The organism is Haloferax volcanii DS2, from assembly GCF_000025685.1.
Taxonomy (GTDB): Archaea; Halobacteriota; Halobacteria; order Halobacteriales; family Haloferacaceae; genus Haloferax; species Haloferax volcanii.
In genome coordinates, this window is sequence record NC_013967.1 from 1441188 (window position 1) to 1462904 (window position 21717).

At 66.9% G+C, this 21717-nt stretch carries 20 protein-coding genes; 7 read left to right on the forward strand and 13 right to left on the reverse strand.

Annotated features, from left to right (window positions below):
• The first annotated feature begins 205 nt into the window (after window positions 1–205).
• From gyrB to HVO_RS12260, 3 genes are all read left to right on the forward strand, one after another.
• A complete protein-coding gene (gyrB, locus tag HVO_RS12250) occupies window positions 206–2125 on the forward strand; it encodes a DNA topoisomerase (ATP-hydrolyzing) subunit B (RefSeq protein ID WP_004041451.1) in 1920 nt (639 codons plus the stop codon).
• Window position 2126: 1 nt separating this feature from the next.
• Window positions 2127–4715 carry a DNA gyrase subunit A gene (gene gyrA / locus HVO_RS12255; RefSeq protein WP_004041452.1) on the forward strand — a complete coding sequence of 863 codons (2589 nt, stop codon included), beginning with the start codon at window positions 2127–2129 and terminating at the stop codon, window positions 4713–4715.
• 101 nt (window positions 4716–4816) lie between these two features.
• On the forward strand, window positions 4817–5233 hold the full coding sequence (locus tag HVO_RS12260; RefSeq protein ID WP_004041453.1) for a hypothetical protein: 417 nt from the start codon (window positions 4817–4819) through the stop codon (window positions 5231–5233).
• Window positions 5234–5237: 4 nt separating this feature from the next.
• Here HVO_RS12260 and HVO_RS12265 read toward each other — a convergent pair whose 3' ends face one another.
• The 3 genes from HVO_RS12265 to HVO_RS12275 form a co-directional block, all read right to left on the reverse strand.
• Window positions 5238–5708: an NUDIX domain-containing protein gene (locus tag HVO_RS12265; RefSeq protein WP_004041454.1), complete on the reverse strand. Its 471-nt coding sequence runs from the start codon at window positions 5706–5708 to the stop codon at window positions 5238–5240.
• Entirely contained in the window at window positions 5708–6607 is a 900-nt protein-coding gene (rocF, locus tag HVO_RS12270) for an arginase (protein WP_013035367.1), read from the reverse strand. The genes HVO_RS12265 and rocF overlap by 1 nt, the downstream gene beginning before the upstream one ends.
• A 104-nt stretch (window positions 6608–6711) precedes the next feature.
• Entirely contained in the window at window positions 6712–7632 is a 921-nt protein-coding gene (locus tag HVO_RS12275; RefSeq protein ID WP_004041456.1) for an NAD-dependent epimerase/dehydratase family protein, read from the reverse strand.
• 165 nt (window positions 7633–7797) lie between these two features.
• Here HVO_RS12275 and HVO_RS12280 point away from each other — a divergent pair, with 165 nt between their 5' ends.
• Window positions 7798–8331 carry an Rrf2 family transcriptional regulator gene (locus HVO_RS12280; RefSeq protein ID WP_004041457.1) on the forward strand — a complete coding sequence of 178 codons (534 nt, stop codon included), beginning with the start codon at window positions 7798–7800 and terminating at the stop codon, window positions 8329–8331.
• Window positions 8332–8578: 247 nt separating this feature from the next.
• Here the strand turns inward: HVO_RS12280 and HVO_RS12285 are convergent, their stop codons facing one another.
• From HVO_RS12285 to cdd, 4 genes are all read right to left on the reverse strand, one after another.
• Window positions 8579–9772, reverse strand: a complete 1194-nt coding sequence (locus tag HVO_RS12285; protein ID WP_004041458.1) for an NAD(P)/FAD-dependent oxidoreductase — start codon at window positions 9770–9772, stop codon at window positions 8579–8581.
• A gap of 114 nt (window positions 9773–9886) precedes the next feature.
• Window positions 9887–10705, reverse strand: a complete 819-nt coding sequence (locus HVO_RS12290) for a nucleoside phosphorylase (protein WP_004041459.1) — start codon at window positions 10703–10705, stop codon at window positions 9887–9889.
• A 4-nt stretch (window positions 10706–10709) separates the two neighbouring features.
• Window positions 10710–11909 carry a hypothetical protein gene (locus tag HVO_RS12295; RefSeq protein ID WP_004041460.1) on the reverse strand — a complete coding sequence of 400 codons (1200 nt, stop codon included), beginning with the start codon at window positions 11907–11909 and terminating at the stop codon, window positions 10710–10712.
• A gap of 1 nt (window position 11910) precedes the next feature.
• Window positions 11911–12333 carry a cytidine deaminase gene (gene cdd / locus HVO_RS12300; RefSeq protein ID WP_004041462.1) on the reverse strand — a complete coding sequence of 141 codons (423 nt, stop codon included), beginning with the start codon at window positions 12331–12333 and terminating at the stop codon, window positions 11911–11913.
• Between the two features lie 147 nt (window positions 12334–12480).
• Here cdd and HVO_RS12305 point away from each other — a divergent pair, with 147 nt between their 5' ends.
• Together HVO_RS12305 and HVO_RS12310 are read left to right on the forward strand one after the other, a co-directional pair.
• On the forward strand, window positions 12481–12735 hold the full coding sequence (locus tag HVO_RS12305) for a DUF7520 family protein (protein ID WP_004041464.1): 255 nt from the start codon (window positions 12481–12483) through the stop codon (window positions 12733–12735).
• 96 nt (window positions 12736–12831) lie between these two features.
• Window positions 12832–13101: a hypothetical protein gene (locus HVO_RS12310; protein ID WP_004041465.1), complete on the forward strand. Its 270-nt coding sequence runs from the start codon at window positions 12832–12834 to the stop codon at window positions 13099–13101.
• Between the two features lie 12 nt (window positions 13102–13113).
• Here HVO_RS12310 and HVO_RS12315 read toward each other — a convergent pair whose 3' ends face one another.
• The gene (locus HVO_RS12315; RefSeq protein ID WP_004041468.1) at window positions 13114–13695 is read right to left on the reverse strand and encodes a GNAT family N-acetyltransferase; all 582 of its coding nucleotides are present in this window, start codon (window positions 13693–13695) and stop codon (window positions 13114–13116) included.
• Between the two features lie 123 nt (window positions 13696–13818).
• Here HVO_RS12315 and HVO_RS12320 point away from each other — a divergent pair, with 123 nt between their 5' ends.
• Complete coding sequence (locus HVO_RS12320) at window positions 13819–15825, forward strand: AMP-binding protein (RefSeq protein WP_004041469.1); 2007 nt, start codon at window positions 13819–13821, stop codon at window positions 15823–15825.
• Window positions 15826–15845: 20 nt separating this feature from the next.
• Here the strand turns inward: HVO_RS12320 and HVO_RS12325 are convergent, their stop codons facing one another.
• The 5 genes from HVO_RS12325 to dnaK form a co-directional block, all read right to left on the reverse strand.
• A complete protein-coding gene (locus HVO_RS12325; protein WP_004041471.1) occupies window positions 15846–17153 on the reverse strand; it encodes a dicarboxylate/amino acid:cation symporter in 1308 nt (435 codons plus the stop codon).
• Window positions 17154–17296: 143 nt separating this feature from the next.
• Window positions 17297–18004, reverse strand: coding sequence for an AMP-binding protein (locus tag HVO_RS12330; protein ID WP_004041473.1), 708 nt, complete (start codon window positions 18002–18004; stop codon window positions 17297–17299).
• A 108-nt stretch (window positions 18005–18112) separates the two neighbouring features.
• On the reverse strand, window positions 18113–18433 hold the full coding sequence (locus HVO_RS12335) for a cupin domain-containing protein (protein WP_004041476.1): 321 nt from the start codon (window positions 18431–18433) through the stop codon (window positions 18113–18115).
• Window positions 18434–18485: 52 nt separating this feature from the next.
• Window positions 18486–19643 (reverse strand): molecular chaperone DnaJ, encoded by a 1158-nt coding sequence (gene dnaJ / locus HVO_RS12340; RefSeq protein WP_004041479.1) that lies wholly within the window; start codon window positions 19641–19643, stop codon window positions 18486–18488.
• A gap of 144 nt (window positions 19644–19787) precedes the next feature.
• Window positions 19788–21665 carry a molecular chaperone DnaK gene (gene dnaK / locus HVO_RS12345; RefSeq protein WP_004041481.1) on the reverse strand — a complete coding sequence of 626 codons (1878 nt, stop codon included), beginning with the start codon at window positions 21663–21665 and terminating at the stop codon, window positions 19788–19790.
• Window positions 21666–21717 lie beyond the last annotated feature (52 nt).

Consider the following 21717-nt stretch of genomic DNA (forward strand, 5'->3'; position numbering starts at 1 on the left):
GGAGTGAAAGTGAACTCGGGGCGTTGACGCGCTTCGAGGGGCGTTCGCGCCGGAACGCCGGATAATGATACACAGAGTCACCCACGAAACGCGGGTCGGTCGGTCGGCGTCTCCGATGTCGGAAACCGCTACGCGGGACTCCAGTAAGTAGTACGCGCCCGCGCGTGCGAGTCTTTAAGGGACGGGCTATCCTAGGCCTGTTCAGATGTCTCAGGATAACGAGTACGGGGCCGGACAGATTCAGGTCCTCGAAGGGCTTGAAGCCGTTCGAAAGCGTCCGGCGATGTACATCGGGTCCACCGATTCTCGCGGACTCCACCACCTCGTCTACGAAGTCGTCGACAACTCCATCGACGAGGCGCTCGCGGGCCACTGCGACGCCATCGAGGTCGCCCTCCACGAGGACGGCTCTGTCAGCGTCACCGACAACGGCCGCGGGATTCCGGTAGATACGCACGAACAGTACGACCGACCCGCGCTGGAGGTCATCATGACCGTCCTCCACGCCGGCGGGAAGTTCGACAACAAGTCCTACCAGGTCTCCGGCGGCCTCCACGGCGTCGGCGTCTCCGTCGTCAACGCGCTGTCGAGCGAACTCGAAGTCGAGGTCAAACGCGACGGCGCGGTGTGGACACACCGCTTCGAGGTGGGCGAGCCGCAGGTCGAGGAGTTCGAGCGCGTGCGCGACCTCGAACCCGGCGAAGACACCGGGACGACCATCCGCTTTTGGCCGGATGACGGTATCTTCGAGACGACCGAGTTCGACTTCAAGACGCTCGAAAACCGCCTGCGAGAGCTCGCGTTCCTCAACTCCGGGGTCGAGATTTCGCTCTCCGACGAGCGGACCGACGAGTCGAGCACGTTCCTCTTCGAGGGCGGCATCCGCGAGTTCGTCGAGTACCTCAACGAGACCAAGACGGCCCTCCACGACGACGTCATCTACTACGACGACGAGTCGGAGGGCATCGAGGTCGAAATCGCCATGCAGGCGACCGACGAACTGCAGGGGTCGATTCACGCCTTCGCCAACAACATCAACACCCGCGAGGGCGGCACGCACCTGACCGGGTTCAAGACGGCGCTCACCCGCGTCGTCAACGACTACGCGAACACCCACGACATGCTGGACGACCTCGACGGCGACAACCTCCGCGGCGAGGACGTGCGCGAGGGACTCACCGCCGTCATCTCCATCAAACACCCCGACCCGCAGTTCGAGGGCCAGACGAAGACCAAACTCGGTAACTCCGAGGTCCGCGGCATCGTCGAGAGCGTCACCCACCAACAGCTCGGGACGTTCTTCGAGGAGAACCCGGACACGGCGACGGCCATCATCTCGAAGGCCGTCGAGGCCGCCCGCGCCCGCAAGGCCGCGAAGCAGGCCGAGGAGCTCACCCGCCGCAAGTCCGCGCTCGAATCCACCTCGCTGCCGGGGAAGCTCGCGGACTGTCAGAGCCGCGACCCCGCCGAGTCCGAGCTGTTCATCGTGGAGGGCGACTCCGCGGGCGGCTCGGCCAAGCAGGGCCGCGACCGCAAATTCCAGGCGATTTTACCCCTCAAGGGGAAGATTCTGAACGTCGAGAAACACCGTCTCGACCGCATCCTCGAAAACGACGAGATACGGGCGCTCATCACCGCCATCGGCGGCGGCGTCGGCGACGAGTTCGACATCGAGAAGGCGCGCTACCAGCGGCTCATCCTGATGACCGACGCCGACGTCGACGGCGCGCACATCCGGACGCTGCTTCTCACGCTCCTGTACCGCCACATGCGCCCGCTCATCGAGGCCGGCTACGTGTACGCGGCCCAACCGCCGCTGTACCGCGTCCGCTACCGCGGCAACACCTACGACGCGATGGACGAGGCCGAGCGGGACCGCATCATCGAGGAGGAATGCAACGGCAACCCCACGCAGGTCCAACGGTTCAAGGGACTCGGTGAGATGAACCCCGACCAGCTGTGGGACACGACGATGAACCCCGAAAACCGCGTCCTCAAGCGCATCACCGTCGAGGACGCCGCCGCCGCCGACCGGATGTTCAACATTCTGATGGGCGACGCCGTCGGGCCGCGAAAGCAGTTCATCAAGGACCACGCGAACGACGCCGAATGGGTAGACATCTAATATGAGTTCTGACGCACCAGATTCGTTCGAACCGGGCGCGGGTATCGCGGCCGAAGTCAAGAACGCGCGCATCGAAGACGAGATGGAGCAGTCGTACATCGACTACGCGATGTCGGTCATCGCGGGGCGGGCGCTGCCCGACGTACGCGACGGCCTGAAGCCGGTCCACCGGCGCATCCTGTATGCGATGCATCAGGCCGGCGTGACCTCCAACTCGTCGCACCGCAAGTCCTCGTCCATCGTGGGCGAGACGATGGGTGACTACCACCCCCACGGCGACTCCGCCATCTACGACACCCTCGCGCGCATGGCGCAGGACTTCTCCATGCGCTACCCGCTCGTCGACGGCCAGGGTAACTTCGGCTCCGTCGACGGCGACCCGCCGGCCGCGATGCGCTACACGGAGGCGCGGATGTCCCCCATCGCCGAGGAACTCCTCGACGACATCGACAAGGACACCGTCGACTTCCAGTCGAACTACGACGACCGCAAGCAGGAGCCGACGGTGCTGCCGTCGTCGTTCCCGAACCTGCTCGTCAACGGGTCGTCCGGCATCGCGGTCGGGATGTCCACGAACATCCCGCCGCACAACCTCGGTGAGGTCGTCGACGCCACCGTCGAACTCATCGAGAACCCCGACGCGACCGTCGCGGACCTGATGGAACACATCAAGGGGCCGGACTTCCCGACCGGCGCGAACATCGTCGGCCGCAACGCGGTCCACAAGGCGTACAAGACGGGTCGCGGTCGCGTCCGCGTCCGCGCCGACTACGACGTGTTCGAGGAAGAAGGCCGCATCGTCATCAACGAACTCCCGTATCAGGAGAACAAGGCCCGCCTCATCGAGCGCATCGCCGACGACGTGAACGAGGGTAAAATCGAAGGCATCCGCGACATCCGCGACGAGTCCGACCGCGACGGCATCCGCGTCGTCATCGAACTCAAGCGCGGCGTGATGGCCGAGGTCGTCAAGAACCAGCTGCTCGACAACCACCTCGAATCCACGTTCGGCGTCATCAACCTCGCGCTCGTCGACGGACAGCCGCAGGTGCTGACGCTCAAGGAGACGCTCGAACACTACCTCGACCACCGCCGCGACGTGGTTCGCCGGCGCTCCGAGTACGAACTCGCCGAGGCCGAAGACCGCGCGCACATCCTCGACGGCCGCCTGAAGGCCCTCGACAACATCGACGACGTGGTCGAGACCATCCGCAACTCCGAGAGTCGCGACGACGCGAAGGCCGCGCTCCGCGGCGAGGTCGAAGTCGAAGTCGGCGGTGAACCGCTGCCGACGTTCGACTTCTCCGAGGAGCAGGCGAACCACATCGTCTCGATGCAGCTCGGCTCGCTCACCTCGATGGAGGCGGCCGAAATCGAAGCCGAGTACGAGGACGTGCAGGCGACCATCGAGCGCCTCGAAACCATCCTCGGCGACCAGTCGGAACTCGACGCCGTCATCGAGTCCGAACTGCTCGACATCAAAGACGAGTACGCCGACGACCGGCGGACCTCGTTCGTCGCCAACACCGGCGAGGTCACCCGCGCCGACCTCATCCCCGAGGAGGACGTGGTCGTCGTCGTCAGCGAGGACGACTACATCAAGCGGATGCCGGTCTCCCGGTTCCGCGACCAGCACCGCGGCGGCAAGGGCATCATCGGGACGGACCTCAAGGAAGGCGACAACGTCTCGTCGGTGTTCGTCACGAACACCCACGACGACCTGCTCTGTTTCACCAACCACGGGCAGGTCTACCAACTCAAGGCCTACCAGGTCCCCGAGATGTCGCGGACCGCCCGCGGGAAGTCGGCGGTCAACCTCCTCGACTTCGACGACGGCGAGGAGATTACGGCCGTCGTCAACTGCGACGACCTCGAAGATATCGAGGGCTATCTAACGATGGTGACCCGGAACGGCTACATCAAGCGGACCGGTACCGACCGCTTCCAGAACATCCTCTCGACGGGCATCATCGCCACCAAACTCGACGAGGGCGACGAACTCGTCGACGTGGAGGTCACGGGCGGCGAAAGCGACCTCGTCATCGGCACCGAACGGGGAATGTCCATCCGCTTCGACGAGGACGAGGTGCGCGCGATGGGGCGCTCGGCCCGCGGCGTCCGCGGCATCAAACTCGAAGGCGACGACGTGGTCGCCGGCGTAGCAGCCATCGACGAGGACCACCACAGCTGGATTCTCACCGTCACCGAGAACGGCTACGGGAAGCGCACGGACCTCGACGCCTACCGCACGCAGTCCAGAAACGGCAAGGGTCTCATCGACATCAAGGCAAACGAGCGGAACGGCCCGGTCTGCGCCATCAACACCGTCGGCGAGGGCGACCACCTCGTCGTCATGTCCGACGAGGGGCAGATTCTCCGGACCCCCGTCGAGGACATCTCGACGGTCGGCCGCAACACGATGGGCGTCATCGTGATGGACCTCGACGAGGGCGACGACGTGGCCTCCGTCGACGTGATTCCGGCCGCGATGACGACCGAAGGCGAGGAACTGGACGACGCGGACAGCGTGGAAGAGGACGCGGAAACCGACGCGAAAGCCGACGCGAAAGCCGACGCGGACGACGAGTAACGGCTCCCCGCGAGACTTTTTTTCGCGGACCCCCGCCGGAGAGCCGCGGCTCCGACCGTCGCTCCCCGAAGACATTTATCTCGGCCGGAGGTCCTACCGGTATGAGCGTGCGACCGCGGTCGAGAATCGTCGGCGTCTCGGCGCTCGCGTTCGTCGTCGTCCTCGGCGGCCTGACCGCGCTTCGGGCGTGGAACCTCGAACCGCCGACGGCCGTGCAGTCGCTCGTCGTCGACGCGGGCGCGGTACTGGTCGTCGCCGGCGTCGCGGCACACGTCGCCCGCGGCGAGAATATCGGCACGCGCGCCGGCGAGGGTATCGTGCTCGCCTTCGGCCCGTGTCTCGGCTTCGCGGCCAACCTGTTCGTCCCGGTTTCGACGATGGAGTCGCCGCTGTGGGTCGCGTACCCGCTCGTCGCCGGAGCGGCGCTCGCGCTCGCCGTCGGTGGGGTCGGCGCGGCCGTCGGCTACGTCGTCCGAGTCGTGCGAAAAAACGGGACCGCCATCGGTCGAACCTCGTAGTCGGCTACTTCTCCACGTCCGAGGGTTCTCTGGTCAGGTCGTAGGTGTAGTGTCGCGGCTTGCGGTCCCGGAGCCAGTCGCGGAGCGGTTCGACCCGCGGCCGGTAGGTGAGCGTCGACCCGAGGGCGGTCAGCGGGAGGAACTTCGCCGCCTCGATTTCGTCGTCGGGGTCGCTCGGCGACGGCGTCGGGTCGTCGGCGACGGGCGTCGCGTGGTAGAACCGCTGGAGATAGATGCGGTGGTCCGGAGCGCGAATCTCGCTCGTGAAGGCGAGCGACTGGATTTCGACTTCGACGCCGGTCTCCTCTGCGGCCTCGCGGGCGGCGGTCTCGAAGAAGAACTCACCGGGTTCGGAGCCGCCTTTCGGCAGTCCCCAGCGGTCCTTCTCGTAGACCGCGAGCACGGAGTTCTCCCGGAGGACGACGACGCCGGCGGCGAGGTCGTGCGGCGCGGGGGCTTCTCTCGGCGTCGACATCAGAGGATGCGCTTGCCGAAGGCGCTTGCGGCGAGTTCGGTCGCGAGCGTCGCAGTCTCGTTGTGCTCGTCGAGGATGGGGTTGACCTCCACGAGTTCGAACGAGCGCATGGCCTCCGAGCGGGCGACGAGTTCCATCGCCGCGTGGGCTTCGCGGTAGGTCACGCCGCCGCGGACGGGCGTCCCGACCCCGGGGGCCTCGCGGGGGTCGAGCCAGTCGAGGTCGAGGCTGATGTGGACGCCGTCGGTCCCGTCGGTCGCCACGTCGAGGGCGTCGTTCGTCACGTCGGTGATGCCGCGCTCATCGATGTCCGACATCGTGTACACCGTCACGTCGCTGTCGCGAATCGCCTCGGCCTCCGCGTCGTCGACGGAGCGCAAGCCGACGATAGCGACGTTCTCCTCTTTGAGGCCGGCGGCGTTCGCCCACTCGACGCCCGCGAAGTCACCGATGCCGAGCGCGGCGGCCAGCGGCATGCCGTGGACGTTGCCGGACGGCGAGGTGCTCGGCGTGTTGAAGTCGCCGTGAGCGTCGAACCAGATGACGCCGATGTCGGCGTCGCGGGCGCTGCCGACCAGCGAGCCGATGGCGATGGAGTGGTCGCCGCCGAGCGCGAGCGGGGTCGTCCCCTCGGCGAGCGCGGTCGAGACGGCGTCGGCGAGGCTCCGCGTCACCTCTTCGACTTCCTTGACGTGCTTCGCGTTCGTCGCCCCGGCGTCGGCGTCCCGCGTCGCGTGATGCGGGACCGCGAGGTCGCCGGCGTCAGTCGGTGAGACGCCCGCGGACTCCAGTTCCCCCGCGAGTCCAGCGTATCGAATCGCGGAGGGACCCATGTCCACCCCGCGTCGATTGGCACCGTAGTCCGTCGGTGCACCCAGAATTCTGACGTTCCGTTCCATAGATGACCCACTCGTTCGGGCCGTTTAGTGGCATCGGAAAACACCCTTATTGATAATGCTATCTGTCACCTCCGGGGAGGCCGTCGCCCGGCGGAACGCACGGGCTACTCGTCGAGATACGGTTCGCAGACGCGCCGGAGGCCCTCCTCGAAGGAGATTTTGGGTTCCCAGCCGGTCGCCTCGCGTATCTTCGTGCAGTCGGCTTTCGTGTCGTGGACGTACACGTCGAGGGGGTTTTCGATGTATTCGGGTTCGACGTCGGTGCCGAGCGCCTCGTTTATCATGTCGACCATCTCGTTGAACGAGTAGCTCTCGCCGGTGCCGAGGTTGTAGATGCCTTGTAGCCGGTGGTCGGCGGCGAGTTCGATGCCGCGAACGATGTCGTCGACGTGGGTGAAATCGCGGGTCTGGGTGCCGTCTCCGAACAGCTCCGGCGACTCGCCGGCCGCGATTTTGTCGGTGAACTGCGCGACCGTGTTGGCGAACTCGCCTTTGTGTTCCTCCGCGCCGCCGAAGCCCTGATACACCGAGAAAAACCGAAGCCCGGCCGTCCGCATATCGTAGTGGTGGTGGAAGTACTCCGCGTAGCGCTCCCGGGCGAGTTTCGACGCTTCGTAGCCCGTGCGCGCCTCGACCGGCATCTCTTCCGGCGAGGGCTCGGTCTGCGAGCCGTAAATCGAGGAGGTTGAGGCGTAGACGACGGTGTCACAGCCGTCGTTTCGCGCCTGCTCGACCGTGTTCACGAAGCCTTCGACGTTGACGCGCGCGGCCTTCGTCGGGTTCTCCTCGTGCATCTTGTACGACGACAGCGCCGCCAGATGGAACACCACGTCCACGTCGTCGGTCGGGAGGTCGTCGTCGAGCACGCTCGCGTCGTGGAACTCCACGGCGTCGTCGAGATTCTCGGGCGTGCCGAGGTAGAGGTCGTCGACGGCGACGACCTCGTTTTCGTCGGCGAGATGGTTCGCGAGATTCGAACCGATGAAGCCGGCACCGCCGGTCACGAGGACTCGTTTCCCGTTCATGTGCTACCGGAGTCTCGTGAGCCGTATAGTGCTATCGACAGCATCGAGGCCGAATCGAGGTTCGGAATGAACATTCATGAGTGTGATACGGTTACAAAGTAGACGAACGGCAGATTCGAGGCGTCATCCATCGGATTTAAGGACGTATGTAGCGAACCATTCTCCATGTCATCAATCGAGCTCACGTCGAGTCAGAAAACTATCTTGACTGCACTCATCAACCTCTATCGGGACTCCGAAGACGCCGTAAAAGGTGAGGATATCGCGGCCGAAGTCAACCGAAACCCCGGCACCATCCGAAACCAGATGCAGAGCCTGAAGGCACTCCAGTTGGTCGAGGGCGTCCCCGGTCCGAAGGGCGGTTACAAGCCGACCGCGAACGCCTACGAGGCGCTCGACGTGGACAAGATGGACGAGCCCGCGTTCGTCCCTCTGTTCCACAACGACGAGGAAGTCGAAGGCGTCAACGTCGACGAAATCGACCTCTCCAGCGTCCACCACCCCGAGCTGTGCCGCGCCGAGATTCACGTGCAGGGCTCCGTCCGCGAGTTCCACGAGGGCGACAAGATTCGCGTCGGTCCGACGCCCCTCTCGAAGCTCGTCATCGACGGCACGCTCGACGGCAAGGACGACACGAGCAACATCCTCATCCTCCGCATCGACGACATGCAGGCACCCGTCGGCGAACCCCAGCACTAACCACGCTTTACTTTCCGTCTTTTTCCGGGCACTCTCCGCGCACTCCGACCGGCAGGACCGGCGTTCGGACGGCGAAGCGGTCCGTTCGGCTTGGTGATACGGTTCGCGCCACCGATTGACCCCGGCGAACGGCGACGCGACTCGTCAGTACGCGGGGGGTGCGACAGAGCCGGAGAAATCGAAACCGAGTCGACGAGCGTCGGGCGGCGGGTGCCGCGTCACCCGGCGGTCGGGCGCGTGTTCCGAGTTAGAGGTCGTTCCAGGCGGAGAGCGCGCGCTTCGGCGACGTGACGTCTGCAATCCAGTTCGCGGCGATGCCCTTCTTCAGCGTCCGCGCGAGCGGGCCGCCGAAGACGTTGACGGGGAACTCTCCGAAGACGGGGAACTTCACGCCGTGGGCGACGGCGTCGTGGCCGATGGAGATGACCGTCCCCTTGTCGGTGAACGTCCAGCGCTTGAGCGGCTTGCCGGCGATGGCCCGGGCGATGTTCTCGCCGGCCACGTCAGCGGCGTCCCAGGCGGCCTGCGCCGTCGGCGGCGCGACGTTGTCGGGCCCCTGCTCGACGAGGGCGCAGTCACCGACCGCGAAGACGCGGTCGTCGCTGGTCTGGAAGTCCTCCTCAGCGAAGAAGCGATGGGAGCGCTCGTCCTGTTCGAGCTCCACGTCGGACGCCTCGGGCTGGCCGGTGATGCCGCCGGTCCAGACGAGCACGTCGTAGTCGAGTTCCTCGGGCGCTTCGTCCTCGCCGCCGCCGATGAAGACGGTCTCCTCGTCGACCTTCGAGATGAAGTCGCCGGTGAGGATGTCGATGTCGAGGTCTTCGACGCGACGCCGGAGCGCGCCCTGCAGTTCGGGGTCGTTTCCGGGGAAGATTTCGTCCATCCCCTCGACGAGTTTGATGTCGATGGGTGCGCGGTTCGTGTCGCGGTACTCCGCGACCTCGGCGGCGGTCTGGATGCCGGAGAGACCCGCGCCGCCGATGACGACCTGCGCGGGGTCGTCGCGGGAGGCGTCGGCGGCCGCCTCCTTTATCTCCTGGTGAATCTCGCGGGCGTCGTCGAGACCTTTGAGCTGGTGGGCGAACTCTTCGAGGCCCTCGATACCGAAGAAGGCGGTCGAAGAGCCGATGGCGACGAGCAGATAGTCGTAGTCGACGGTGTCGCCGCCTTCGAGCTCGACTGCGCGCTCGTCGACGTCCACGTCGGTCGCGCGACCCTTGACGAACTCCGTCGAGTCGTCTTTGATGTCGTCGACCGGGATGGTGATGCTGGACTCGACGCTCGGGTCGCGGATGCAGCGGTGGACCTCGTGGAGGACGAGGTGGTAGTCGTGTTCGGCGACCCACGTGAGTTGCGCGTCCGGACCGAGCTCTTCTTCGAGGGTTGTAACCGCGCCGGCCCCGGCGTACCCCGAGCCGAGAACGACGACCTGCGTGCTCATGTCGTCGGATGCGCAGTCATCCGATAAAGGGGCTTTGAAACCGTCTCCACAGCCGGGGTGATTTTGGCCGCTACGCCCCCAGAGCGTCGAAATCCGGATTCGACGGTTGTCGGATTAGTCGAGACTGAGGCCCGCGTGCCAGCGGTCGACGCCCGCCTCACGCTTGACTTCGTCCATCTTCGCGAGGAGGTGGACCGCGAGGCTGGCGGTCTCGGCCGCGCGCGATTCGCCTTCGGTGCGGAACTCGCCGGTGACGCGGTTCGCGTACACCGAGCAGACGGCCCCCGCGCGGAGGCCGTAGACGTTGGCGATGGTCAGGAGCGCCGCGGCCTCCATCTCGATGTTCTTCACGTTCGCCTCGCGGAGTTCCTCGACCAGCGAGTCGGAGCCGGCGGCGCGGAAGCCCTCGAAGCCGGGGCGACCCTGCCCCGCGTAGAAGGAGTCGGCGCTCATCGTGAGGCCGACGTGGTAGTCGTAGCCGAGTCGTTCCGCGGCCGCGACGAGCGCCGAGACGACCTCGTGGTCGGCGACGGCGGGGTAGTCCTCTCGGACGTACTCCTTGGAGGTGCCCTCCTGTCGGACCGCGCCCGAAGTGATGACGAGGTCGCCCACGTCCATTTCGGGCTGAATCGCGCCGCAGGAGCCGACGCGGATGAAGGTGTCCGCGCCGACGCGGGCGAGTTCCTCCACGGCGATGGCAGCCGAGGGACTCCCGATGCCCGTCGAGGTAACCGAAATCGGCGTCCCGTCGTAACTGCCCGTGGCGGTCCGGTACTCGCGGTGGGAGGCCTTCTCCTCGTGGTCGTCCCACAGCGCCGTCACCTTGTCCACGCGCTCGGGGTTCCCCGGGAGCAACACCGCGTCGGCGAGGTCCGCGGGACCGACTTCGAGGTGGTACTGGACCTCGTCGTTCGGGTCCTCACTGTCGTTCATGGCATTACTCGCGGGCCACCGATGGAAATTCTTGCGTTCTCCGAGGGGTCATCGCGGGCGTCGTCGCGTTTCCCGCCGTCTCGCCCGCGAGACCGCGCCACGCCCGGTCGTCGGCGGGGTCGCCGTCGCGGAACGGCGGCGGGAGGTCGGCTCTCTCGTCGGCCGCAAACAGGTAGCCGAGTCCCGCGCCGACGTACCAGTCGACCAGCGACGGGGCGAGGTCGGCGTCCACGACGAGGTCGCCGCCGGTGTACCACTCCAGCGCCGCGTCGTCGTCGGCGTCGACGCCGGTCCGCCGCCAGCGCACGCCAGAGCCGCCGTCGCGGAACGCCGACACCGAGAGCGTCACGTCCGCCATCTCGGGGTTGGAGACGCGTTCGAACGAGAGGTTCGCGGGCGCGACGCCGTCGGCCCCGCCCTCGTAGTACGACAGCGCGTGGTCGATTTCGGCCTCGTGGGTCGCCCGCTCGCCGGGCGAGACGTTCGAGAGGTCGACGTGGACCGCGACGGTTCGCTCGCGGAAGGGCGACTCCCGCTCGCCGGCGTCCGGTTCCGGCAGTCGCGTCGTCTCGACGCGCTCGGACAGCACGGGAAACGCGTCGGCGTCGTCGTGGGTCAGCCCGAGTAGGTGGCCGAACTCGTGTTTCAGAACCATCTGGGTCGTCTCGTCGTCGTAGCCGACGGCGACGACCACCGTGACCGGCTCCGTCGGCGCGGTCGGGTCGTCGCCGTCCAAGAGGGGCGCACAGCCGACCGCGTCCGCGCCGGCGTCGTCGCCGCAGCCGTCGATTCGCTCGACGACCGAGACGGTCACGTCCGGGTCCGAACTGTTCGGTCTCACGACGAACGCCGGGTCGTAGGCGACCGCCGACGCGTTCGCCCGCCAGTAGTCGACCGCCGATTCGACGAGCGAGGCGTAGTCGCGGCCGTCCGCGGGCGCGTCGACGCCGACGACGACGGGCGCGTGCCCCCACGGGTTGTCGGCGGTGTCGGCGGGACGCGTCTCCGACGCCGACGACCCGGTTCCGCCGACGGCGGCCGAGACGGCTCCGTTGTCGCCGTCGCTCGCGTCGGCCGACGGGGCACCGAGAGCAGCGTCTACGACCGGCGGTGACGGCGATGAGGACGTACACCCCGAGAGTACCACGAGCAGGACGAGCGCGAGCGCGAGCGGGGCGATTCCGCGGTCGGCGGCGGGCGACACGTTACTCGTCGGCGTCGCGCTTCGCCGCGGCGGCTTCCAGCGTGTCCAGCGAGATGGTGTTCGGGAGGAGTTCGCCCAGCGTGTACTCGGCCACGTCGTCGCCGCCGAGGTCGCAGACGACCGGGAGGTCCTCGTCGCAGAACTCCGCGAGCGTCTGGCGGCACATCCCGCAGGGGGTGACGCCGTCGCGCGCCCCCGAGGTGACGACGAGGCGGTCGAACTCGGTGTGACCGTTCTTCACGGCCTCCGCGACGGCGACTTCCTCGGCGTGGAGGCTGTTGGAGTAGTTCGCGTTCTCGATGTTACAGCCGACGTAGACCTCGCCGTCGGCGGTCCTGAGCGCCGCTCCGACGGTGTACTCAGAGTAGGGAACGTAGGCGTTGTCGAGCGCTTCGCGGGCGCGTTCGACGAGTGCTTCGGGCATTGGGCGCTCATTCGCGTGGGGTGGCTTAGTTCGTTCGGCTCCCCGAGACTGTCGCCTCGGCCGGCAGACGCTGGCGGCGGCTCCGGGGGGCACCGCCAATCGCGTCGTCCCGCAAGCGACTATACGGCGCGGCCCTAACGCGGCGTCGTGAACGACACATCCGGCGGACGACGAATCCTGCTCCTCGTCGGCGCGAGCGTCGTAGTCATCTCGGGCATCCTCGGCCTCTTCATCGGTGAGAACGGCGGCCAAGTCGCCGCCGAGATATCGCTGTTCGGCGTCCTCTCGCTGCCGACAAGTCCCCTCGCCTTCAGCCTCTACGGGATGGTGCTCTCGGCCGCTCTCCTCGGGGTGCTGTTCGGACTCGTCGAGTACGCCTCGCGCGTGGAGAACGCGCGGTAAGTCGGCGTCGCTCGCCGCGGACGCGGGGGCGTATCGACCGTGGAACCCCGACCGGAAGGCGGACCGTTTTTGCTCGTCGGGCCCCGACGGACCCGCATGGACGCGCCCTCGTCGACCACGACCTCGGACGCCTCGGCCGGCGACGCCTCACCCGGCCCGCTCCCGGAAGAGACGGGCGGCAAGAACCGCAAGCGCGCCGCGCTGGCGACCGCGCCGTTCCTCGCGCTCGGACTGGCCGACGTGGTACTCATCCTCCTGCAAGGGCTCGAACCGCTCTGGGGCTTCGCCATCCTCCCGCCGATTCTGTTTTGTAGCGTGCTGACCTGGATCGTCTTCAGCACCGACTTCCTCGACGACCGGACCTGAGTCGGACCCGGCTCAGCGCCGCAGATTCGTCGAGTACTTCGTCGGCGTCTCCTCGTCGTAGCCGAAGTCCTCGGCGGTCAGTTCGGGTTCGGCGTCCCCGGCGCTCGCGGGCGCGGCGGCCTTGAACCGCTCGCGGAGGCGCTCGGGCATCGAAAACGCCTCGCGGTCGAGTCGGAGCGCGATGGCGTCGCCGTCGGCTTCCCTGACCCGGTCGAGTCGCTGCCGCGGCCCCTCGGGGAGGTCCTCGGCGTCGACCGCCTCGAAGCCGAACTGCGCGCAGTAGCCGTGGTCCGAGGTGAAGCCGTAGACGGTGTCGAAGTCTTCGGCGGCGGCGCGGTCGACCAGTCGCTCGACGACGTGCGCGCCGACGCCCTGTCCGCGCCACCGCTCCGAGACGCCGACGCAGGTGAGTTCGCAGAACGGCTCGTCGGTCTTGTGGACCCGGATGCGCCCGAAGCCCGCCTTCTCGCCGGACTCCTCGTCGAGCGCGATGACGTAATCGCGGGACCGGAAGGAGCCGTCGTCGAGTCCGAGTTCGTCCAGCGAGTCGAGCAACCAGACCTCGTCTCGGTTCTTCGCGTCTCGGACGTACATGTCTACCCCTAGCACACCGGCCGACAAAAACGCCTCGGGCCGGGCCGCCGATGGCCGTCGCGTCCGTCGAACTCAACGAAAGAACAGTAAAGATTCATGGTTCCGGTCGCGGTAGCTCGGTTCATGGACGTACCCGACACCGACACCGTGGTGCACGAACCGGACCCGGCGTTCGTCGAGGACGCCAACGTCACCCGCTTCATGCGGGAACACGACATCGAGGACTACGACGAGCTCATCGAGCGAACGACGACCGAGGTGCCGGGCGTCGGTGCCTCGGGCGTCGAGTGGTTCTGGGACGAGCTCGTCGACTACCTCGACGTTGACTTCTACGAGGAGTACGACGCGGTCCGCGACGACTCGGAGGGGCCGCAGTTCTCCCGCTGGTACCCCGGCGGCGAGATAAACGTCGCCCACAACACCCTCGACCGCCACGCCGCGGTCGGTTCCGGGAACCGGAACCGCGTCGCCTGCATCTGGGAGGGCGAAGGCGGCGAGGTCGTCCAGCGGACCTACCACGACCTCTACCGCGAGGCCAACCGCGTCGCCAACGTCCTCGAATCGTACGGCGTCGAGACCGGCGATACCGTCGGGCTCTACATGCCGATGGTCCCCGAGGTCATCTCTATCCTCTACGGCTGTTTCAAGGTCGGCGCGATAGCCGTCCCCATCTTCTCCGGCTTCGGCGTCGACGCCACCGCGACCCGCCTCGCAGACCCCGAGTGCTCGGTGCTTTTCACCGCCGACGGCTTCTACCGCCGCGGCTCCGAGGTCCGACTGAAACCGACCGCCGACGAGGCCATCGAGGAAGCGGGCTGCGTCGAGAACGTCGTCGTCTACCGGCGGTTCGGTGACGAGGGCGATGAGAGCGACGCCGACGTGCCGTGGACCGAGGGCCGCGACGAGTGGTGGGGCGACACCGTCGGCGCGGCCGACTCCGAGTACGAAACCAAACGCCTGCCGTCGGACGCCGAGTCGATGCTGCTGTACTCCTCGGGAACGACCGGCAAGCCGAAAGGCATCGTCCACACCCACGCGGGCGTCCAGATGCAGACCGCCAAGGAGATTCACTTCGGCTTCGACCAGAAGCCCGAAGACCGCTTCTTCTGGGTCTCCGACATCGGCTGGATGATGGGCCCGTGGACGCTCATCGGTAACCACACCTTCGCCGGCACCATCTTCATGTACGAGGGCGCGCCAGACTACCCGAACCCGGACCGCTTCTGGGAGATGATAGAGCGCCACCGCATCACCACCTTCGGCATCTCGCCGACGGCCATCCGAGCCCTGCGGAAGTACGGCGACGAGGAGGTCGAGAAACACGACCTGTCGAGCCTCCGCCTGCTCGGGTCGACCGGCGAGCCGTGGGACCCCGAGTCGTGGCAGTGGTTCTACGAACACGTCGGCGGCGGCGAGGCACCCATCATCAACATCTCCGGCGGCACCGAAATCTGCGGCTGTTTCCTCATGCCGATGCCGACCCAACCGCTCAAACCCTGCTCGCTCGGCGGCCCCGGCCTCGGGATGGACATCGACATCGCGGACTCCTCGGGCGAGTCCATCGCCGACAGCCACGAGCGGGGCTTCCTCGTCGCCCGCGACTCCTGCCCGTCGATGACCAAGAGCCTCTGGGAGGGCGACGACCGCTACCTCGACACCTACTGGTCGTCGTGGGACGGCCTCTGGGACCACGGCGACTGGGCGCAGAAAGACGAAGACGGCTTTTGGTTCCTCCACGGCCGCGCCGACGACGCGCTCAACGTGGCCGGCCGCAAGGTCGGCCCCGCCGAGGTCGAAGGCGCGCTCATCGAACACGACGCGGTGAACCAGGCCGCCGCGGTCGGCGTCCCCGACGACACCACCGGGACGGCCGTCGTCGCCTACGTCGTCCTAGAAGACGGTATCGACGAGAGCGACGACCTCCGCGAGGAGCTTCGGGGCGTCGTCGGCGACGAGTTGGGCAAGCCGTTCCGCCCACGGGAAATCCTGTTCGTCGACGAGTTCCCGAAGACGCAGTCGGGCAAAATCATCCGCCGCGCCATCGCCTCCATCTACGCGGGCGAGGACCTCGGTGACATGAGCAGCATCGAGAATCCCGAGTCGCTCGAAAAGATAGAAAACGCATCCTGAAGCGGTTTTTCCGCCTTCGTTCAGTCGGACAGCGCCGCGCCGACGCCGTCGTTCCACGCGTCGGCGGTGAAGTCGACCGCGTCGTTCCACGTGGCGACGACCGTCGTCACCGCGAGGTCGCCGGTCACGTTCACCATCGTCCGGATGCGGTCGAGGATTGGGTCGACGCCGGCGACGAGCCCCACGATTTCGAGCGGCAGGCCGAGTTGCGTCAAGACGAGCGTGAGCATGATGAGCCCCGACCCGGGCACACCGGCGGTGCCGATGCTCGCCAGCACGGCCACCGCGACGACCGCGAACTGGTCGACCAGAGAGAGGTTCACGCCGACGATGTTCGCCGCGAAGATGGCCGCGACGCCCTGGTACATCGCCGTGCCGTCCATGTTGATGGTCGCGCCGAGCGGGAGGGTAAAGCCGTAGATGCGCTCTTCGATGCCGAGGTTCTCGTCCGCGTCGGACATCGTCACCGGGAGCGTCCCGGACGACGACCGGATGCTCAGCGCGGTCACCATCGCGTCGCGCGCTCCGGAGAGGAACGCGACCGGCGACCGCCCCGCGACGCCGACGACGAACGTGCCGAGGTAGACGAGCCCGATGTGGACGACGGCCGCGAGGAGCATCGTTCCGATGAGGAGCGCGAACGGGAGAATTGCGTCCACGCCGGCGGTGCCGAAGACGTTGGCCATCAGCGCGAAGACGCCGAGAACGCCGAACTCCATCGCCCCCCAGACGACCTTGTACATCGCTTCCGCGCCGGCGTCAGCGAGGTCGAAGAACGTCTCGATGCCGCGTTTGACCTGCTCGTCGTCGGTCTCTTCCCACGCCAGCGTGAGGCCGAGGCCGAACACGACGACGAAGAAGATGGTCGGCAACACGCCACCGTCGGCCATCGCGCCCACTGGGTTCGTCGGGACGACGTTGAGGACGACTTCGACGGCGTCGGGGGCCTCGGCGCTCTGTGCCTCGGCACCGGCGAGCAGTTCTTCGAGCCCGCGGGAGCCGGGGGAGACGAGGTTGCTCACCCCGAGTCCGATGGCGACCGCAAACGCGGACGTGAGCGCGTACAGCCCCACGACTTGCGCGCCGACGCGACCGAGCGACGACGGCGAGAGCTGCCGGACGCCCATCAGGAGCGTGAACACCACGATGGGGACGATGAGCATCTTCAGCAGTCGGACGAACAGGTCACCGACCGGTTTCAAGGCCGTCGCGGGTTCGCCGACGACGAGGCCGACGAGCGACCCGAGGACGAACGCGACCCCGATTCGGTAGACGATGCCGACCGAACGATACCGGTTCCAGAGAGATACGATGCCAGACTGTGACATGCAACGTGTTTGCACTAACGATACAGCCGGACTATAAATATAGCGGTGAAAATTCCGAATTTAACACCGAGATAGAATTCAATCTCAAATCCGAATTAATAGTTGGAGCTTTCGGTGACGTCTCTCCACCCTACGCGTCGTGGTCACCACACGTCGTCGGGCGCGAGCGCGACCGACTCGGGGACCCCGCCGCCGACGGCGAGCGCCGCTTCGACGGCCTCGTCGTCCACGGGAATCCGAACCGTGCCGCCGGCCAAAAGCGGCGCGAGCACGCCGGCGACGACGGTTCCGGGGTGAGAAAGCGACGACCGGACCGCGACCGTGTCGCCCGCTTCGAGGTCGAAGTCAGCGACGACCTCGCGGGCCGCGTCGAGCAGGTCGCCGTGAGTGAACTCGCGGTCGTCAGCGACGAGCGCCGGGTCGGCGGGCGAGACGACTTCCGGGTGGACCGCGGGGTTCTCGCTCCAGACCTCCTGTTCCCAGTGGGTCGTCGCGGGCGAACTCGGCGGGCCGCCGAACACGGCGAGTTTCTGCCCCGGCGGCAGGTCCTCGAATGCTTCCTCGCTGTCGACGGGAACGACGGTCGCCCGCGCCTCCACTGCGGGGTCGAACGCCGTCACCGCGCCGAGTTGGGCCGCCCCGAGGAACGTCAACAGCGGTTCGGGGAGCGGCGCCGGGTCGACCGCGACGCGAGCGCCCTTGCGGACGCCGAGGTAGCGGAGGACGTTCCCGGCCTTGTACGAGGTCGTGATGAGGTCGTGGTACGTGTAGGTCCGGCCGGGGCCGTCGACCCGGAGCGCGAGTCGGTCGCTCCGCCGGTCGCGGGCCATGAGGTCACCGATAACGTCCATGGCCGGTCGTAGGGAGTCGGCGCGAAAAAAGCCCCCGAGGCGTGCTCGCGGTTCGAGAACGCGGGGGAGTCCAGGCGAGCAGCGCCGAGACGACGCCGGCGCGACGACTCAGGGCGCGCCCGCGATGACGAACGTGCTCTCCTCGGGGCCGTTTCGGAGTTCGCGCGTGTCCTCAGGCGAGACGCGCACGGCGTCGCCGGGTTCGAGGTCGAGTTCCTTGTCCTCGACGACGAGCGTCGCCTCGCCCGAGACGAGGTAGTACACTTCCTCGTGGCCCTGCTCGGCGTGGTCGTGGGGTTTGCCGGACCAGTCGGGGTCGGCCTCCAACACGCTGAAGCCGAGTTCGACGCAGTCGAGTTCGTCTCGCAGGAAGTGGAGCCCGCCGCCGACCGCGTCTACGTCCTCGTAGTTCGCTTTCGTGTAGGACATCGGCCGAACCGACGGCCGCCACACACGAGAGCGTGGCGGTGTCGGAAATCGCTCACAGCGAGTTCTTCAGCTTCTGGAAGAGGCCCTCTTTGACCTCCTCGCCGCCGGCCTCGGCGAACTCTTTGAGCGCCTCGCGCTGCTCGCTGTTGAGGTCCTCGGGCGTGACGACGTGGACCTCGACGTGCAGGTCGCCGTTGCCACGGCCGTCGAGGTGGGGCATCCCCGCGCCGGAAACGGTGAACGTCGACCCGCTTTGGGTGCCTGCGGGCACCTTCAGTTCCTCCTCGCCGTCGAGCGTCGGCACCTCGACGGTCGCGCCGAAGACGGCCTGCGGGAAGGAAATGGGATGGGTGTAGCGGAGGTCGTCGCCGTCGCGGTCGAACTCGTCGTGGTCGCGGACGTTGACCTCGACGAACAGGTCGCCGTTGGGACCGCCGTTCTCGCCGGGTTCGCCCTCGCCGCGGTAGCGGAGGCGCTGGCCGTCGCGGAAGCCGGCGGGGATGGTGATGGTCACGTCGCGAGTGCGACGGACGCGCCCGCTCCCGCGGCACTCCGAACAGTCCTCGCTGTACGTCTCGCCCTCGCCGCCGCAGGCGCGACAGGTCGTCGTCTGCTGGACGCGGCCGAAGGGGGTCTGCTGGACCGTCGTCTGCTGGCCCGAGCCGTTACACTCCGAACAGGTGTTCACGTCGGCGTCCTCGGGATGGCCCTCGCCGTCGCACTCGGGACAGACCTCGCGGCGGCGAATCGTCACGTCGCGCTCGACGCCGTGGTAGGCGTCTTCGAGGTCGATTGAGATGCGCTGGGCCACGTCGCGGCCCTGCTGGGGACGGTTGCGCTGTTGGCCGCCCGCGCCGCCGTTGAACAGGTTGTTGAAGATGTCCTCGAAGCCGCCGCCACCGCCGCCCATGCCGCCGAACGGGTTGCCGCCGCCGCCGAAGGGATTGCCCTGTCCGCGGCCGCCACCGCCGCCGCCGCGTTTCTGGGACTGCTGGAAGCGCTCGTGGCCGACTTGGTCGTACATCTGCCGCTTCTCGTCGTCCGTGAGCACCTCCTTGGCCTTCTGGACCTTCTTGAACTTCTCCTCGGCGTCGTCCTCGTCGGAAACGTCGGGGTGGTACTTCGCGGCCTTCTTGCGGTACGCGTTCTTGATTTCGTCTTTCGAGGCGTCCCGCGAGACCCCGAGTACGTCGTAGAAGTCCTCGCTCATCAGTTGCTCTCTTGTAGCCGGTGAAGGTATTTGAAAAGTCCGTCTCTCGTATCGCGGCGAGCGCGAACGGGGTCAAACCGGGGGTTTCGCCCGGATTCGACCGCCGGCGTCGGGTCTCTCTGCGACCCGACCGTCCACCTGTGGTTAGTTGTCCTCGTCGTCCTCGTCGAAGTCCGCGTCGGCGTCGACGAAGTCCTCGGGGTCCGCACCGCCGGGGCCGCCCGCCGCGCCCGCACCAGCGCCAGCGCCGCCGGGACCGCCGGCCTGCGCCTGCGCCTGCTGTTGGTACATGCGCTTGCCGATTTCCTGCAGTTCCTTCGAGAGCTCCTCGGTCACGTCTTCGAGTTCGTCCGTGGAGGCGTCGTCGTCTTCGAGCACCGCTTCCACGTCCTCGACGGCGGCCTCGATGTCGGCGCGGAGTTCGTCGTCGACGTTCTCCTCGTTCTCTTCGAGGAGCGTCTCCGCGCGCTGGACCGCGCCCTCGGCCTCGTTGCGGGCCTCGACGGCGCGGCGGCGCTCTTTGTCCTCTTCGGCGTGCTGTTCGGCCTCCTGTTGCATGCGGTCGATTTCCTCGTCGGAGAGGCCCGCGCCGCCCTCGATGGTGATGGACTCGGCGTTGCCGGAGCCTTTGTCCTCGGCGGAGACGTTGACGATGCCGTTTTCGTCGATGTTGAAGCCGACTTCGATCTGCGGGGTGCCCGCGGGGGCCGGCGGGATGCCGGAGAGCGTGAACTCGCCGAGGAGTTCGTTGTCCTCGGCCATCTCGCGTTCGCCCTGGAAGACGCGGACCTGCACCGTCGTCTGGTTGTCGGCCGCGGTGGTGAATATCTTCGACTCCTCGGTCGGAATCGTCGTGTTCTTCTCGATGAGGCGCTCGAAGAGACCGCCTTTGACCTCGATACCGAGCGACAGCGGCGTCACGTCGAGGAGGACGATGTCGTCGACCTCGCCGCCGAGAACGCCGCCCTGAATGGCCGCGCCGAGCGCGACGGCCTCGTCGGGGTTGACGGACTTCTTCGGCTCGGAGCCGAGCAGTTCTTCGACCTTGTCTCGGACCTGCGGCATCCGGGTGGAGCCGCCGACGAGGATGACGTCGTCGATGTCGCCTTTGTCGTAGCCGGCGTCTTCGAGCGCCTGCTCGGTCGGCTCGACCGTCCGGTCGATGAGGTCAGCGGTGAGCGACTCGAACTTCGCGCGGGTCAGGTCGTATTCGAGGTGGACCGGTCCGGAGTCCGTCGCCGTGATAAAGGGGAGGTTGATGGTCGTCTCCTTGCGCGAGGAGAGTTCGATTTTGGCCTCCTCGGCCGCGTCCTTGAGACGCTGGAGCGCCTGTCGGTCCTCGCGGAGGTCGATGCCGTGGTCGTTTTCGAACTCGGTGGCGAGCCACTCGATGATGGCTTCGTCCCAGTCGTCGCCGCCGAGGTCGTTGTCCCCGTTGGTGGCGACCACTTCGTAGACGCCGCCGCCGAGGTCGAGGACGGACACGTCGAAGGTGCCGCCGCCGAGGTCGTAGACGAGCACGGTCTGGTTCGACTCGTCGTCAAGGCCGTAGGCCATCGACGCGGCGGTCGGCTCGTTGACGATGCGCTCGACGTCGAGACCCGCGATTTCGCCGGCGTCCTTCGTCGCCTGCCGCTGTTTGTCGTTGAAGTACGCGGGGACGGTGATGACGGCCTTCTGGAGTTCGTCGCCGAGGTAGTCCTCGGCGTCGCGCTTGATTTTCTGGAGAATCATCGCCGAAATCTGCTCCGGCGTGTACTCCTCACCCTCGATATCGACGGTGTAGCCGTCCTCACCCATGTGGCGCTTGATGGACCGAATCGTGCGCTCCGGGTTCTGGATGGCCTGGTTCTTCGCCGGCTTGCCGACCAACCGCTCACCGTCGTCGGTGAACGCGACGACGGAGGGGGTGGTTCGGTCGCCTTCTGCGTTCACGATAATCTCCGGGTCGCCGCCCTCCATCACCGCGAACGCGCTGTTCGTGGTGCCGAGGTCGATACCCAGAATCTTGTTGCTCGCCATCTTGCCCGCAAATACCGTCTTTTGCCGGTTAAAGGTTACTAGATACTGCGAC